This window comes from Apilactobacillus kunkeei, assembly GCF_001308195.1.
Classification (GTDB): Bacteria; Bacillota; Bacilli; order Lactobacillales; family Lactobacillaceae; genus Apilactobacillus; species Apilactobacillus kunkeei_C.
The window spans coordinates 113,918-127,114 of sequence record NZ_JXDF01000017.1; the positions used below are offsets into that span (position 1 = coordinate 113,918).

A 13,197-nucleotide genomic window follows, 5' to 3' on the forward strand; every position below is an offset into this window, starting at 1 on the left:
CTACTCCTATTTTTCTATTTTAAAGTAATCTAAAAATGATGATAACAATTTTGTATCGACATCATTTTCATCTTTTAATTCGTCTAAAATTTGACGGCTATGGCTAATTGTGTCTTCTAAGTAAGAATATGCCTTATCTAATCCTAAATGATTAGTATAAGTGTTTTTGACGCCATCTTGGTGCACTGGTTTTCCTAGTTCTTCTTGACTGGAGACAACATCTAAGATGTCATCGTAAATTTGAAAGGCCAAACCATAGTCGGCACCAAACTGATCTAACTTATCAATCACATCATGATTAGCATTTGCCAAAATACCACCAGAAATCATGGCATATCTAATCAATGCACCAGTTTTTCCTTCGTGTAATTTCTTAATTTCATGCAAGGAAAGCTGTTTGTTTTCATTCAAAATATCCATTGATTGACCGGCAACCATCCCTGATGGGCCAGCAAATTTAGATAGATAATAAACTAATTGAGCCTTTTTATGCTCATCTAGGTCATTATCGGTTAACCATTGAAAGGCTAATGTTAATAATCCGTCACCGGCTAATGTGGCTAAACCGGCACCATAAATAACATGATTAGTCTTCTTACCACGTCTTAAATCATCATCATCCATAGCGGGCAAGTCATCATGGATTAATGAATAAGTGTGTAGTAATTCAAGTGCACTAATCGCCTTTAAATCATCGTCTGTCATTTCGTGATTTAAAGTATTTAATGTCGCAATGCTCATTAGTGGTCTTAGTCTTTTTCCACCGGCCATCAATGAATATCTCATTGAATCAGCAAGTTGATCATTGCTAACATCTTTTTTTACTTGATTAGCTAGTTGACTTTCAATTTGTGGTTTATATTCATCAATAAAATCAGATAAAACTACAGATTGACTCATTACTTATCTTCACTTTCTTTTTCGAACGCAACTTCAGAATCATCATCTGTCATTTCTTTAGCTAATGTCTTTTCAGCATTCTTCAAAGTACTTTGTAGTTCGCCACTTAGCTTAACACCTTTTTGGAATTCACTTAGTGCCTTTTCCAAAGGAATGTCACCTTGTTCTAATTCGGAAACGATTTGTTCTAGTTTGTTCATGTTATCTTCAAAACTTGCTTTTTCAGCCATTATTTACTCTCCTTTTTGACTTCGTTAACAGTTGCTTTCGCATATCCATCAATTAATTTTAGTTCAATATCATCATTTTGCTTAATGTCGTCAACTTTCTTTACGACCTTGCCTTCGCTGTTAGTTGTAAAACTAAATCCACGAGACATAACTTTTAATGGGCTTAGATGATCTAACGCATCAACTCTTTGTGTTAGTTGATTTTGTTTATTTTGAATCAACAACATAATGTTTCTCTTTAATTGGTCATCTTTTACCTGTAAAACTTGTTGTTGTTCTTTGATTAAGTTCTTTGGTGAATTGATTTTTAGATTATATACTAAGTCATTTAGCTTTCTATCGGACTGGTTGATTGTTTCCTTTAGGGCGTTCATCAATCTTTCGTTTAGCATGTCAATCTTTTGGACGTATGAATCATACAAGCGTTCAGGTTGCTTGAAAATGTATGATTGTTGGATTTTAGCTAAACGTTGTTGTAATTGATTTAATTTGTTTCTAAAAGCATTAAAAATTCGTACTTGGTCATTTTTAATATCAGTCATGACATCAGTCAATACTGGTACCGCTAGTTCGGCAGCGGCAGTTGGTGTCGCTGCTCTTACATCCGCTACTAAATCAGCAATTGTTGTGTCGGTTTCGTGTCCCACTGAAGAAATCACTGGAATCTTACTATCAAAAATTGCTCTGGCAACGATTTCTTCGTTAAATGGCCAAAGGTCTTCAATCGAACCTCCACCACGTCCGATAATTAATGTGTCAAAATCACCGCGTTCATTAACACGGTTAATTTGTCTAACAATATCACCAGCTGCTGCATCACCTTGCACGACGGCAGGATATAAAACGATTTGAGCAATTGGATATCTTCTTCTAGTGGTTGTAATAATATCTCTAATAACAGCTCCACTAGGTGAAGTAACTACCGCAATTCTCTTTGGATACTTTTCCAAGGCCTTTTTAGGAGCATTGAATAATCCTTCAGCAGATAGTTTTTTCTTTAATTGTTCATAAGCTTGATACAAGGCACCAACACCATCTGGTTCCATGTGATCAATATAAATTTGGTAGTTACCGGTTGCTTCATAGACTGAAATTCTACCAGTAACTAATACTTTCATTCCTTCTTCGGGTTTAAACTTAACCTTATCGAAAGCGGATTTAAACATGATAGCGCTAATCTTGGCGTTATCATCTTTCAAGCTAAAGTATTGATGTGCCGGTCTCAATCTAAAGTTAGAAATTTCACCAGTTAAATAAACCTTATCTAAATAAGGATCACGATCAAACTTTTTCTTAATATAGCTTGTTAAATCGCTAACACTTAGGTAATCATTACCCATTAATATCACTCCACTTTGATAGTTCTACGGTTTGTCTCATCAATGTAGCGATGGTCATTGGACCAACACCACCAGGTACAGGAGTTATGTATGAGGCTTTTTTAGCAATACCATCATAATCAACGTCTCCAACTAATTTACCTTCATCATTCACGTTTTGACCAACGTCAATTACAACTACGCCATCTTTTACATCACTTTCTGTTACTGTATTAACCTTACCAGTAGCAGATACGATAATATCCGCGTCTAATGTGTATTCTTTAATATTTGCATAATGATTTAACACTGTTACTTCTGCACCAGCATTGATTAATAAAGCTGCCATTGGTCTACCAACGATGGTACTTCTACCAATTACAACTGCTTTTTTACCCTTCAAATCAATACCATATTCTTCAAACATAGTCATGACACCCTTTGGTGTACATGCCACGGGATAATTACTTTGTTCATTTAAGAATAATTTACCAGAATTAATCACTTGGAATCCATCCACGTCTTTATCTGGGTTAATTTGACTCATAACGTATTTTTCGTTGATGTGTTTTGGTAGTGGTGATTGAATCAAAATAGCATCAATATCATCGTCATGGTTGTAGTCGTTCAATATGTTCAATAATTCGTCTTCAGTGGTTTCTGCAGGAAGAGCCTTAACGATTGACTTAATTCCTAATTGTTGAGCTTTCTTATGCTTGCTTCTCACATAGCGGTGGCTAGCTTGATCATCGCCGACGATAATCACAGCTAGACAAGGGTTCTTACCTTGTTCGTTTAATTCTGAGACCATATCTGCAGTCTCTTGATTAACTTTCTTTGCTAAAGATCTTCCATCAATAATATTGCTCATCGTAAAACCTCCAAAGGATTATTTAATTCTCTTTTATTTTAGCATATAAAAAAATGTTTATGTAATAAAAAAAGACTCGCTTTTACGCGAATCATTTTTCTTAAGCAATTGTGTTTGATAAAACTCCATTAACAAATTTTCTCGAGTGATCATCACTGTATTTCTTTGTTAATTCCAACGCTTCATTGATTGCCACCTTTGTAGGGACATCGTCAACGTATTTAATTTCAAAAAACGCAAGTCTTAGAATTGCAAGGTCTGTCTTAGCAATTCTGTTAATGGACCAACCGGAAACAAGATATGAGATTATACTATCGTCTAAGCTATCCTTATTTTCGATAACTCCATCTACTAAAGTGTTGTAGTATGATGGAATTTCTGTTTCTTCATCGGTTCTTGAGATAGCATGAAAAAATAGTTCTTTATCGGTTGTATCATTTGCATTGATAGCAAACAATGTTTGAAATGCATACTCTCTTATTTTATGTCTAGTAAATTCCACTATTTTTCACCCTTATCGCTACTATTGCCGTTTAATAAACTTTTTGAATTAGCTCTTTTATCTTGTTTTTCATGAACGACACCTTCTACATGAACATTAACTTCACCTAAATCAAGTTCGGTCATGAATAGAAGTTGTTGTTTTACTTGTTCTTGAATTTCTAGAGCAACTTTAGGAACAGAAACCCCGTAATTTAGATATACGTAAACATCAACGATTAATTTTTCATCTTTAAAATTAAGTCTAATGCCCTTACCCATTTCTTTACGACCGAATAGTTCATTAACACTTGTTGCCAATGAGCCACGCATGCGCTTTACGCCCTTTACTTGGACAGAGGCAATACTTGCGATTACTTCCAATACGTTTGGTGAGATTTGAATATCCCCAAACTTTGAACTAGCCTTTGGTAAAGAAATATTTGTTTGTTCTGCCATAAAAATTACCCTCCAATCAAAATAAAAGCATCAATTATTTATTAATTAAGCTCTTGAGATGTATGTTGCATCATTGGTGTTAATAACTAGCTTGTCACCAGCGTTAACAAAGAATGGTACTTGTACAATTAAACCAGTAGTCATAGTAGCTGGCTTGCTTCCACCTGAAGCAGTGTTACCTTTGATACTTGGTTCAGTTTCTGCAACTTCTAGAGTAACAGTGTTTGGTACTTCGATACCGATAACTTCATTTTCGTATTGAACGATACTTACGTCCATGTTTTCTTGTAAGTAGTTTAAAGCATCCTTGATCTTATCACCAGGTACAGTAATTTGTTCGTATGAATCCATATCCATGAATACGTAACCTGCACCATCTTCGTATAGGTATTGCATGTTTCTAGTGTCAATTTGTGCTTGTTCCATCTTAGCACCGGCACGGAAAGTCTTGTCTTGAACAGCACCTGTTCTTAGGTTCTTAAGTTTAGTACGTACGAACGCACCACCCTTACCTGGCTTTACGTGTTGGAAGTTGATGATACGCCAAATTGCGTTATCTACTTCAATAGTTAATCCTGTTTTAAATTGGGCAGTTGAAATTGTTGCCATGATTAAAACTCCTCCTAGTATTACTAATATGTTTTATATGATAGCAATGTTAGTGCAGCGATTGCAATCGTAATCGTTACTACCATTGTATCATGTTAGCTTTATTTAAATAAGTCTTTGGTAATAAAAAAAGCCTGAAAATAAATCAGGCTTTTTCTACATTATTCACTAATTACTTAGCAACTGCTTCAGATACTGGGTATACTGAAACTTGGCGCTTGCTGCGGCCCATACGTTCGAAACGTACAACACCATCAACTAAAGCAAATAAAGTATCATCACCGGCACGCTTAACGTTTTTACCTGGGTAAATGTGAGTACCACGTTGACGGTAAATGATTGAACCAGTAGTAACTTTTGATCCATCAGCAGCCTTTGTACCTAGACGACGACCTGCAGAGTCACGACCATTGGCTGTTGAACCTCCCCCTTTATGGTGAGAGAAGAATTGTAAATTCATTTCTAACATTGGATTACACCTCCGTACAATTTAATCTATTGTAATATCTAATTTAATATAATCAGCATAACTTTGAGAAATATCCCGCATTCCATTTTGGAATGTTGATAAAATTGCTTGAGCAGCAATCTCATCTTCGGAAGAATTAGCCTCAGGAACTGTAACTTCCATAAAACCACCTTCGATGTCATCACTGACAACTTTAGGTTCTAGGTTAGCAACTTCGGTTAACCCATTTACAGTAGAAATGGATAAAACAGAAACCGCAGCGCATACAATGTCCTTACCATACTCACCTGAATCAGCATGACCGGATAAACTAAAACTAGTAATTCGATCACTTTGCTTATCATGAATAATATTTGCTAATATCATTTTTAATCCTCTAATTAAGCCTTGATTGAGTCAATCATAACCTTAGTGTATGGTTGTCTATGACCCTTCTTAGAACGAGAACCCTTCTTAGGCTTGTAACGAAGAATAGTAATCTTCTTACCACGGCCTTGCTTTTCAACAGTACCTTCAACTGAAGCACCGTCTACAAGTGGAGTACCAACCTTAGCTGAGTCACCACCAACGAAAACTACTTGATCAAAAGTAACCTTTTCACCTTCGTTTGCGTTTAGCTTTTCAACGTAGATTGCTTCACCTTCAGCAACTTTGTATTGCTTTCCGCCTGTTACGATAATTGCGTACATAATGTGCACCTCCTTGAATAATATGCTTAGACTCGCCGAACATAAGCGCTTCAATAAGAAGACTTAATACTCAGTCCGTGCGGTTGTAGCTGTGAAAGTCCACAAATACAACAAAGTAAGTATACATATTTTGAATAATTTAGTCAAGAAAAAAAGCATATCATAAGTGATATGCTTCAACAATTTATTCAAATGTCGCGAGAGAGATTCGAACTCTCGACCTACGGTTTAGAAGACCGTTGCTCTATCCAGCTGAGCTATCGCGACATCAAAACTCAACAAAAAACATTATATCGGATAATCGACATGGTGTCAATATCATTTTTAAATCAATTAAAATTTTTATAATGAATTAATTTCACTAAATTGAGCTGACAATGATTTATCATCAACGCCAAGGTCTACTATACCAAATTTTAGGAACATTTTCCAGGAAAATTGGAAATCTTTTTTAGAATGATTATAAAAACCGTTAAACATCATTCGTTTAATTGATAAATATACTTGGTTAAAGTCACGATCAGCATCAATGTTTGTGATTTTGTTGTAATCTTCTTCATCAATAACGATTACGTCCAACCAGTTATGAACGCTAGCAAACAACAAGTAATACTTCATTACGTTGGCAACGTCTTTAGTAATCATTTCCTTATAGTTTTTTACATCAATATTTTCTTGATCTTTTTTGTATACAGAGAAACGCTTTGAATCCTCTGCTAATTTAGCTAAAGATAAATCCAATTGGATAAATAGCTTTTGTTGCTTATTATTGCCGTTTAAGAGCAATTGTTGCTTTTGCCCCATGTTATTGAACTTGGCAACAGCTTGTTGAATCATTTCGTCAAATTTTAGCAATCTAAACACCTCACATTCTATTTTATCATTATGACAAACGTTTGAAAAATAAAAAAGAGCCGGCAAAAAGCCGACTCTTTTTAAATTGTTATTAGTATTTTTCCATGTATTGGTTACGTTCCCAATCAGAAACTTGAGCACGGTAAGCATCGTATTCTAAATGCTTAGCAGCTAAGTAACTGTTGAAGATCTTTGAACCTAATGCATGTTTCATTGTTTCATCAGCAGATAATTCTTCTAGAGCATCTAGTAAGTCATCTGGTAAGTTAACAATTTCGTTTTCTTTTCTTTCTTGAGCATCCATTCTGTAGATGTTACGGTCAACACTCTTAGGAGGTACGATACCGTTCTTCAAACCATCTAGACCAGCTTCTAGAACAGAAGCAATTGCTAGATATGGGTTTGCTGAAGCATCAGCACTTCTTAATTCAAGACGTGTAGCTTGTCCACGAGCATTTGGTACTCGGATAAGTGGAGATCTGTTTGAACCAGACCAAGCAACGTAAACTGGTGCTTCGTATCCAGGAACAAGACGTTTGTATGAGTTTACTAATGGGTTACAAATTGCAGTGTAACTCTTCGCATGTTTGATTAAACCACCTAAGAAGTGGTAAGCAGTTTCTGATAACTTCAAGTCACCATTTTCGTCGTAGAATACATCACCACTGTCGTCAAATAATGACATGTTTAAATGCATTCCAGAACCATTGATACCACTTAGTGGTTTTGGCATAAATGTAGCGTATAAGCCGTATTTTCTTGCGATTGTTTTAACAACTAATTTAAATGTTTGAATATTATCAGCAGCGTTTAGAGCATCTGCATATTCGAAATCAATTTCATGTTGACCAGGAGCAACTTCGTGGTGAGCTGCTTCAACGTCAAATCCCATTTCTTCCAAAGTTAGAACGATTTCACGACGACAGTTACCACCTAAGTCAAGTGGTGCCATATCAAAGTAGCTACCTTCGTCATTTAATTTAACAGTTGGTTTGCCATCTTCATCCATCTTGAATAGGAAGAATTCAGGTTCAGGTCCAATGTTAAATGATGTAAATCCAGCATCCTTCATGTCCTTTAGAACACGGATTAAGTTATTTCTTGGATCACCTTCAAATGGTGTTCCATCAGTCTTGTAAACTTCACAAATAACTCGAGCAATCTTACCGCGTTCTGAACTCCATGGGAAAATCATCCAAGTTGATAAATCAGGATGTAAATACATGTCACTTTCTTCGATTCTTACGAATCCTTCGATTGATGATCCATCAAACATAATCTTGTCATTTAATAAATCATCTAATTGACTGATTGGAACTTCAACATTCTTTAAAGTTCCTAAAACATCAGTAAACATTAAACGTAAGAATTTTACGTCCTCTTCTTTAACAATACGACGAATGTCGTCTTTTGAATAATCATGCTTTGTAGCCATATACACCTACTCCTAACGTATTCAACATTAAATTAGTTAAAAAGAATTATTTGCAGCATCATGTGAATTTAATCCACCGATGTTCAAAAGTTCATCAGATAAAATTTTACGTGCTTCTTGATCAGTTAATTCCTTCGTATCGTTATTCTTGTTATCTTCTTTACGCTTCTTGTAGATTTCTTGAATCTTAGCAATATTTAAACCTTCGTCTAAATAATCCTTAATTTCTAAAATCACATCGATATCATTCAAAGAATACATACGGCGGTTACCATCATTTCTTTCAGGTGAAACCAATCCCTGTTCTTCGTAATATCTAATTTGTCTTGCGGTCAAGCTAGTTAACTTCATAACAGTTCCGATTGGAAGTACTGAAAGCGAACGTCTTAAATCCTTTTCTTTCATATCTAACTCCTTCTAACAACATTATAATAACATTATATTTTAATATGTCAACATTTAATGTAACAACTTCTAACATATTATGGCACTTTTTTATCATTTAGCCAATTAAATACATCTTTTTCGATGTTTTTTACAACTTCCATGTTAGATATTATGTCATACCAGTTAACTTTCATCTTATTTCTAAACCAAGTTAGCTGTCTTTTAGCATAATGTCTAGAATCTTTCTTAATTAATTCGGAAACATCCTCTAAGTCTAAATCACCATGGAAATAGTTGATGAATTCCCGGTAACCAATTCCCTTATATGCTGGTAAGGATATGTCACCTTTTTGATTCAACCATTTCGCTTCGTCGATTAAACCTTCTTTAAACATAATATCAACACGTTTATTGATGCGATCATACAATACCTTTCTATCGGTATTAAGTGCAATAATATATGGATCAATTGATACGGCATTATTGGTTTGTTCTGAGAATTTAATACCTGTGTTGTGATAAACTTCTAGAGCTCTAATTACTCGGCGTTCATTTTCTTCACCAATCTTTTTGGCGGATACTTCATCAACGCTCTTTAATTTAAGCCACAATGCATGCTTGCCGTTTTCTTCGGCAAACGCATGCATTTGATTTCGATAGGCTTCATTATCATAGTGATCACCGCCAAGGTTCAATCCATCGACAAGTGATTGAATATAAAATCCAGTTCCTCCCACAATAATTGGAAGTTTTCCCCGTTTATGAATATCATCAATTAATTTATTAGCCGATTCAACAAAATCAGCCGCTGAATATCTTTTGTCGACATCAATAATATCGATTAAATGATGAACAATTCCCTCTGATTCTTCTTTTGTCACTTTGGCTGTTCCAATGTCTAAGTGTTTGTAAACCTGCATAGAATCACCAGAAATAACTTCACCATTTAATTTCTTAGCCAACTTAATTGATAAACTTGTTTTTCCGACCGCTGTTGGTCCGACAATTATTAGCACTTTTTGCATATTATCCCACCATTTCTGCCTATATAAGTTTAGCATATAAAATATTGAATTAAAATATACTTAAGACTGGATAAATAAATAAAAAAACATCATAATGGTAAGTGTAAAGCAAATTATTATATAGGAGGACTTAAAATGAAAAAATTCGCTAAAGGATTCTTTGTTGGTGCATTAGCAACTTCAAGCGCAGTTGCTGGAGCATTATTCTCTTTCAAGAAAAAAGTTGTAGACCCTGTTGAAGGTCAAGCTGATAAACTAGAAGAAAACAGAAAAAGAGTTGTTCGTAAACAACGTTCCGCTCATTTAAACTAATATGAAATAATAAAAAAAGCACTTTACGAATTGTAAAGTGCTTTTTTTATTTACTTCTTAGTCTTTCCATTCCAGTTTCTAAAACCTGATTTTAGGATATAAATATCTTTGTATCCATTCTTACCAAGTAAAATAGCTGTCTTAATACTCAAAGTCTTACCTTGGTCGTATAAGTACACTGGCATGTCTTTTCGAATGTTCTTATAAAACATCTTGATTGTTGAGTAAGGAATACTTCTGGCACCTAAAATGTGACCAGATTCAAAGTCTCTGTTTTCTCTTAAGTCAACAATTTGTCCCCTGTGACTACCTTGCTTGAATTCTTCTTCATCAACAAAAGTAGCAACACGGTTTGCTCTCATTCTAGTAATGCTGTTATAGATTAGGATTGCTAATAGAATAACAACAATTAAAAGCATGGATGGAATCATGTGTTATTACACCCCTAATGTTATTTGTTAATGTTTCTTAAAGCTAATGAACCAGCACCAATTACCCCAGCATCGTTACCTAATTGAGCTAGACGAATCTTGGTAGAATCTCTAACAGGTCTAAATGCATTTTCTTGGAAGTACTTAGTTGTTGGTTGTAATAATGTGTTTCCAGCGTTTGAAACACCACCACCGATAACAATGTTGTCAGGGTTCAATGTGTTACCAACGTTAGCTAATGCGAGACCTAAGTAGTAACATACGTGATCTACGACTTGGTTTGCAAAAATATCACCGTTGTCAGCTAGGAAGAAGACAACCTTTGAAGTTACTTCTTCACCTGAATTAATCATTTCCTTTAGTCTTGATTGACCAGTGAATTCGCTTGAAAGGTTCTTAGCAACCTTAACAACACCAGTAGCTGAAGCGTATTGTTCTAGACAACCGCGCTTACCACAAGTACATTCGAATCCACCTGGTTCAACAGTAATGTGACCAATTTCACCAGCACCACCGTTAACACCGTGAGCTAATTCACCGTTAACGATAACACCTCCACCAACACCAGTTCCTAGTGTTACGAATACAACGTCTGAGTCCTTACTTCCGGCACCCTTCCAGTATTCACCTAGTGAAGCAACGTTAGCATCGTTATCTAAAGCAAATGGTAGGCCTAATGCTTTTTCGATTTGATCCTTAATATGTTGGGTAGTCTTCCAGTTTAGGTTGTAAGCCCCAATTACAGTACCTTCCTCACGGTTTACTGAACCTGGAGTTCCCATTCCAATTCCAATAAAGTCGTCAATTTTATGATCAGAGTCCTCCATCTTTTTTGCGATAGAGTTAATGATATTTGGAACAATATTTTCTCCGTTAGCGCTTACATCGGTGGTAATAGCCCACTTATCTAAGATTTCACCGCTATCAGTTAGGAATGCCAACTTAGTTGTTGTACCTCCTAAATCGATTCCAATTAACTTACGTACCATTTTAGTTTCCTCCTAAAAATTGTATTATTTCTTTTCTTCGATTCCATGTTCATGTTTTAATACAAGCTTTGCCTGTATGAACTCTTCTTTAGTTACGAGTCCAGCATCATGTAGATGATCAAGCTCTAATGCCATAACCTCTATATCCCACAATCTTTTGCCAACGTAAACATAGATTCCAAATTTTTTTAAAAGTTGTTGAACATCGTACAACGTCTTCATTTTCCCACATCCTAACGAAAAATGCACTAATTAATTTGCAAAATAACCAGTTTTTAAGCAAAAATATGCAAATACTAGCAATACAATTAATGCCAATATTTTCTTTACCATTGGAATTTTAAACTCTGATGGTAGTCCTACTACGTAAGGCAATAAGAACCCAGCAATTAAACCACCAATATGACCTATTATATCAATATCTGGTGACATTAAGTCGAATCCAATGTTCAAGACGATTAGTAATAGAAAACTTTGTGACATTCTTCTGACATACATATTATCATGAAATGTTTCACCTAACATCAAAAATACACCGAACAATCCAAAGATAGCGGTACTTGCACCAGCACTTGCTCCATTTGAGAATGCAAATCCGGCAATGTTACCAAATATTCCTGACAACATGAAAATCACAAGAAATCTAATGTGTCCAAAAATCTTTTCAAGCTGAATCCCTACATAGTATAAACTAATTCCGTTCATTAAAATATGTAGAAATGATAGATGAATAAATATTGGTGTGATGAATCTCCACCATTGACCAAATTGGACTAGTGGACGATACATAGCACCATAATTAATAATTGCATCCGTTGAATTTGTAACGATACCAAATAAATATACGAATATAATTATTGCTAAAATTCCTTCAGTCATAAAAGGAACATCATCTATTTTTCGATATAAACGATTATTTGAAATTTGAGTGAATAATTGTTTCAACTTGTTGATCAAACTCATCTACTTTCCATATTGATTTTTCATACATTCTAATTCTATCAGCAAGTGCAATAGTATTTCCAGGATAATCAACTAAAACTCGGTCATAGTATCCACCACCATAGCCAAGTCGATTATTATTAGACATATCAAAAGCCATTCCCGGAACAATCAACAAATCAATATCATTGACGTCGACGCCTTGACCATCAACTGGTTCAGAAATCCCCATTTTATTAACAAACAACTTGGTTTCATGGTTGTACTCAATGAAATCCATATCGCTCTTATTAATCACCTTGGGAACATATACTCTTTTGTTATCACTTAGTGCTTTTTCAATGATTGGATCAGTATCAATCTCGATATCAGTACTAAGGGTTACTCCAATTGAAGTTGCCGCAATCCACTCATTAGTTTCAAACAACTGATTATATAAATATTGTACATCTTCTCTATTATCTAAATTTTTAAGTTTATTTAAAATTTCACTTCGAGCTGCTGATTTATCCATCTATTCACTTCCCAGAATATAAAAAAAGGATTTGGGCCTTTAAACCCGAATCCTTATTTTGTTTCACGATGTAATGTAACTTTTCTTTCACGTGGACAGTATTTCTTTAATTCCAAACGATCAGGGTTGTTACGACGACTCTTAGTTGATAAGTAATTACGTTCGTGACATTCTGTACATTCTAAAGTAATGTGTACTCTCATCTTAGTTACACCTCCAAGTTAGTTGTATTTTTAATTTTTATATAAACAACTTTCAACTCTTAATATATTATCATTTTT

General features: G+C 34.9%; 21 protein-coding genes, 1 tRNA gene and 1 other annotated feature. Of the genes, 1 reads left to right on the forward strand and 21 read right to left on the reverse strand.

Annotation, left to right across the window (positions count from 1 at the left end; translation table 11 throughout):
• Nucleotides 1-6: 6 nt before the first annotated feature.
• The 15 genes from RZ78_RS03705 to miaA all read right to left on the reverse strand — a co-directional run bounded on the left by RZ78_RS03705 (nucleotide 7) and on the right by miaA (nucleotide 9,728).
• Nucleotides 7-900, reverse strand: a complete 894-nt coding sequence (locus tag RZ78_RS03705) for a polyprenyl synthetase family protein (RefSeq protein WP_054608171.1) — start codon at nucleotides 898-900, stop codon at nucleotides 7-9.
• Nucleotides 900-1,130, reverse strand: a complete 231-nt coding sequence (locus tag RZ78_RS03710; protein ID WP_034531065.1) for an exodeoxyribonuclease VII small subunit — start codon at nucleotides 1,128-1,130, stop codon at nucleotides 900-902. The genes RZ78_RS03705 and RZ78_RS03710 overlap by 1 nt, the downstream gene beginning before the upstream one ends.
• Complete coding sequence (xseA, locus tag RZ78_RS03715; RefSeq protein ID WP_054608172.1) at nucleotides 1,130-2,470, reverse strand: exodeoxyribonuclease VII large subunit; 1,341 nt, start codon at nucleotides 2,468-2,470, stop codon at nucleotides 1,130-1,132. Before xseA ends, RZ78_RS03710 begins: the two co-directional genes overlap by 1 nt.
• Complete coding sequence (locus tag RZ78_RS03720; protein ID WP_053791772.1) at nucleotides 2,463-3,320, reverse strand: bifunctional 5,10-methylenetetrahydrofolate dehydrogenase/5,10-methenyltetrahydrofolate cyclohydrolase; 858 nt, start codon at nucleotides 3,318-3,320, stop codon at nucleotides 2,463-2,465. Before RZ78_RS03720 ends, xseA begins: the two co-directional genes overlap by 8 nt.
• 100 nt (nucleotides 3,321-3,420) lie before the next feature.
• On the reverse strand, nucleotides 3,421-3,822 hold the full coding sequence (gene nusB, locus RZ78_RS03725) for a transcription antitermination factor NusB (protein WP_034531062.1): 402 nt from the start codon (nucleotides 3,820-3,822) through the stop codon (nucleotides 3,421-3,423).
• Entirely contained in the window at nucleotides 3,822-4,259 is a 438-nt protein-coding gene (locus RZ78_RS03730; RefSeq protein WP_034531061.1) for an Asp23/Gls24 family envelope stress response protein, read from the reverse strand. Before RZ78_RS03730 ends, nusB begins: the two co-directional genes overlap by 1 nt.
• A 45-nt stretch (nucleotides 4,260-4,304) precedes the next feature.
• The gene (gene efp / locus RZ78_RS03735; RefSeq protein WP_034531060.1) at nucleotides 4,305-4,868 is read right to left on the reverse strand and encodes an elongation factor P; all 564 of its coding nucleotides are present in this window, start codon (nucleotides 4,866-4,868) and stop codon (nucleotides 4,305-4,307) included.
• Nucleotides 4,869-5,040: 172 nt separating this feature from the next.
• Complete coding sequence (gene rpmA / locus RZ78_RS03740; RefSeq protein ID WP_034531059.1) at nucleotides 5,041-5,337, reverse strand: 50S ribosomal protein L27; 297 nt, start codon at nucleotides 5,335-5,337, stop codon at nucleotides 5,041-5,043.
• Nucleotides 5,338-5,358: 21 nt separating this feature from the next.
• Nucleotides 5,359-5,703: a ribosomal-processing cysteine protease Prp gene (locus RZ78_RS03745; RefSeq protein WP_053791773.1), complete on the reverse strand. Its 345-nt coding sequence runs from the start codon at nucleotides 5,701-5,703 to the stop codon at nucleotides 5,359-5,361.
• A 14-nt stretch (nucleotides 5,704-5,717) separates the two neighbouring features.
• On the reverse strand, nucleotides 5,718-6,026 hold the full coding sequence (gene rplU, locus RZ78_RS03750) for a 50S ribosomal protein L21 (RefSeq protein ID WP_034531057.1): 309 nt from the start codon (nucleotides 6,024-6,026) through the stop codon (nucleotides 5,718-5,720).
• A gap of 18 nt (nucleotides 6,027-6,044) precedes the next feature.
• Nucleotides 6,045-6,121 (reverse strand) — a sequence feature (ribosomal protein L21 leader region).
• A gap of 98 nt (nucleotides 6,122-6,219) precedes the next feature.
• Nucleotides 6,220-6,293, reverse strand: a tRNA-Arg gene (locus RZ78_RS03755).
• A gap of 75 nt (nucleotides 6,294-6,368) precedes the next feature.
• Nucleotides 6,369-6,881, reverse strand: a complete 513-nt coding sequence (locus RZ78_RS03760) for a hypothetical protein (protein WP_054608173.1) — start codon at nucleotides 6,879-6,881, stop codon at nucleotides 6,369-6,371.
• A 91-nt stretch (nucleotides 6,882-6,972) separates the two neighbouring features.
• Nucleotides 6,973-8,316: a type I glutamate--ammonia ligase gene (gene glnA, locus RZ78_RS03765; RefSeq protein ID WP_034531055.1), complete on the reverse strand. Its 1,344-nt coding sequence runs from the start codon at nucleotides 8,314-8,316 to the stop codon at nucleotides 6,973-6,975.
• 36 nt (nucleotides 8,317-8,352) lie between these two features.
• A complete protein-coding gene (locus tag RZ78_RS03770; RefSeq protein WP_053791775.1) occupies nucleotides 8,353-8,721 on the reverse strand; it encodes a MerR family transcriptional regulator in 369 nt (122 codons plus the stop codon).
• Between the two features lie 77 nt (nucleotides 8,722-8,798).
• Nucleotides 8,799-9,728, reverse strand: coding sequence for a tRNA (adenosine(37)-N6)-dimethylallyltransferase MiaA (gene miaA, locus RZ78_RS03775; protein ID WP_054608174.1), 930 nt, complete (start codon nucleotides 9,726-9,728; stop codon nucleotides 8,799-8,801).
• Between the two features lie 135 nt (nucleotides 9,729-9,863).
• Here miaA and RZ78_RS07440 point away from each other — a divergent pair, with 135 nt between their 5' ends.
• Entirely contained in the window at nucleotides 9,864-10,040 is a 177-nt protein-coding gene (locus RZ78_RS07440) for a DUF3042 family protein (protein WP_034531052.1), read from the forward strand.
• Nucleotides 10,041-10,090: 50 nt separating this feature from the next.
• Here RZ78_RS07440 and RZ78_RS03780 read toward each other — a convergent pair whose 3' ends face one another.
• Genes RZ78_RS03780 through rpmG form a run of 6 tightly spaced genes read right to left on the reverse strand, consistent with a single transcriptional unit; the run spans nucleotide 10,091 to nucleotide 13,119 of the window.
• The gene (locus RZ78_RS03780) at nucleotides 10,091-10,471 is read right to left on the reverse strand and encodes a rhodanese-like domain-containing protein (RefSeq protein WP_054608175.1); all 381 of its coding nucleotides are present in this window, start codon (nucleotides 10,469-10,471) and stop codon (nucleotides 10,091-10,093) included.
• A gap of 20 nt (nucleotides 10,472-10,491) precedes the next feature.
• Entirely contained in the window at nucleotides 10,492-11,460 is a 969-nt protein-coding gene (locus RZ78_RS03785; RefSeq protein WP_034530854.1) for an ROK family glucokinase, read from the reverse strand.
• Between the two features lie 24 nt (nucleotides 11,461-11,484).
• The gene (locus tag RZ78_RS03790; RefSeq protein WP_034530853.1) at nucleotides 11,485-11,682 is read right to left on the reverse strand and encodes a YqgQ family protein; all 198 of its coding nucleotides are present in this window, start codon (nucleotides 11,680-11,682) and stop codon (nucleotides 11,485-11,487) included.
• Nucleotides 11,683-11,712: 30 nt separating this feature from the next.
• Nucleotides 11,713-12,339: a rhomboid family intramembrane serine protease gene (locus RZ78_RS03795; RefSeq protein ID WP_054608283.1), complete on the reverse strand. Its 627-nt coding sequence runs from the start codon at nucleotides 12,337-12,339 to the stop codon at nucleotides 11,713-11,715.
• A gap of 34 nt (nucleotides 12,340-12,373) precedes the next feature.
• Entirely contained in the window at nucleotides 12,374-12,916 is a 543-nt protein-coding gene (locus RZ78_RS03800) for a 5-formyltetrahydrofolate cyclo-ligase (protein ID WP_081006894.1), read from the reverse strand.
• Between the two features lie 53 nt (nucleotides 12,917-12,969).
• Nucleotides 12,970-13,119, reverse strand: a complete 150-nt coding sequence (gene rpmG, locus RZ78_RS03805) for a 50S ribosomal protein L33 (protein WP_034530852.1) — start codon at nucleotides 13,117-13,119, stop codon at nucleotides 12,970-12,972.
• Nucleotides 13,120-13,197 lie beyond the last annotated feature (78 nt).

Excerpts from the sequence above, each read along its gene's own strand:
- RZ78_RS03780 (WP_054608175.1), bottom strand. The coding sequence starts at position 10,471 with ATGATTCCATCCATGCTTTTAATTGTTGTTATTCTATTAGCAATCCTA.
- glnA (WP_034531055.1), bottom strand. The coding sequence starts at position 8,316 with ATGGCTACAAAGCATGATTATTCAAAAGACGACATTCGTCGTATTGTT.
- RZ78_RS03730 (WP_034531061.1), bottom strand. The coding sequence starts at position 4,259 with ATGGCAGAACAAACAAATATTTCTTTACCAAAGGCTAGTTCAAAGTTT.
- rpmA (WP_034531059.1), bottom strand. The coding sequence starts at position 5,337 with ATGTTAGAAATGAATTTACAATTCTTCTCTCACCATAAAGGGGGAGGT.
- RZ78_RS03770 (WP_053791775.1), bottom strand. The coding sequence starts at position 8,721 with ATGAAAGAAAAGGATTTAAGACGTTCGCTTTCAGTACTTCCAATCGGA.
- efp (WP_034531060.1), bottom strand. The coding sequence starts at position 4,868 with ATGGCAACAATTTCAACTGCCCAATTTAAAACAGGATTAACTATTGAA.
- RZ78_RS03790 (WP_034530853.1), bottom strand. The coding sequence starts at position 11,682 with ATGAAGACGTTGTACGATGTTCAACAACTTTTAAAAAAATTTGGAATC.
- RZ78_RS03800 (WP_081006894.1), bottom strand. The coding sequence starts at position 12,916 with ATGGATAAATCAGCAGCTCGAAGTGAAATTTTAAATAAACTTAAAAAT.
- RZ78_RS03795 (WP_054608283.1), bottom strand. The coding sequence starts at position 12,339 with ATGACTGAAGGAATTTTAGCAATAATTATATTCGTATATTTATTTGGT.
- miaA (WP_054608174.1), bottom strand. The coding sequence starts at position 9,728 with ATGCAAAAAGTGCTAATAATTGTCGGACCAACAGCGGTCGGAAAAACA.
- rplU (WP_034531057.1), bottom strand. The coding sequence starts at position 6,026 with ATGTACGCAATTATCGTAACAGGCGGAAAGCAATACAAAGTTGCTGAA.
- RZ78_RS03745 (WP_053791773.1), bottom strand. The coding sequence starts at position 5,703 with ATGATATTAGCAAATATTATTCATGATAAGCAAAGTGATCGAATTACT.
- xseA (WP_054608172.1), bottom strand. The coding sequence starts at position 2,470 with ATGGGTAATGATTACCTAAGTGTTAGCGATTTAACAAGCTATATTAAG.
- RZ78_RS03720 (WP_053791772.1), bottom strand. The coding sequence starts at position 3,320 with ATGAGCAATATTATTGATGGAAGATCTTTAGCAAAGAAAGTTAATCAA.
- rpmG (WP_034530852.1), bottom strand. The coding sequence starts at position 13,119 with ATGAGAGTACACATTACTTTAGAATGTACAGAATGTCACGAACGTAAT.
- RZ78_RS07440 (WP_034531052.1), top strand. The coding sequence starts at position 9,864 with ATGAAAAAATTCGCTAAAGGATTCTTTGTTGGTGCATTAGCAACTTCA.
- RZ78_RS03705 (WP_054608171.1), bottom strand. The coding sequence starts at position 900 with ATGAGTCAATCTGTAGTTTTATCTGATTTTATTGATGAATATAAACCA.
- RZ78_RS03785 (WP_034530854.1), bottom strand. The coding sequence starts at position 11,460 with ATGGTACGTAAGTTAATTGGAATCGATTTAGGAGGTACAACAACTAAG.
- RZ78_RS03710 (WP_034531065.1), bottom strand. The coding sequence starts at position 1,130 with ATGGCTGAAAAAGCAAGTTTTGAAGATAACATGAACAAACTAGAACAA.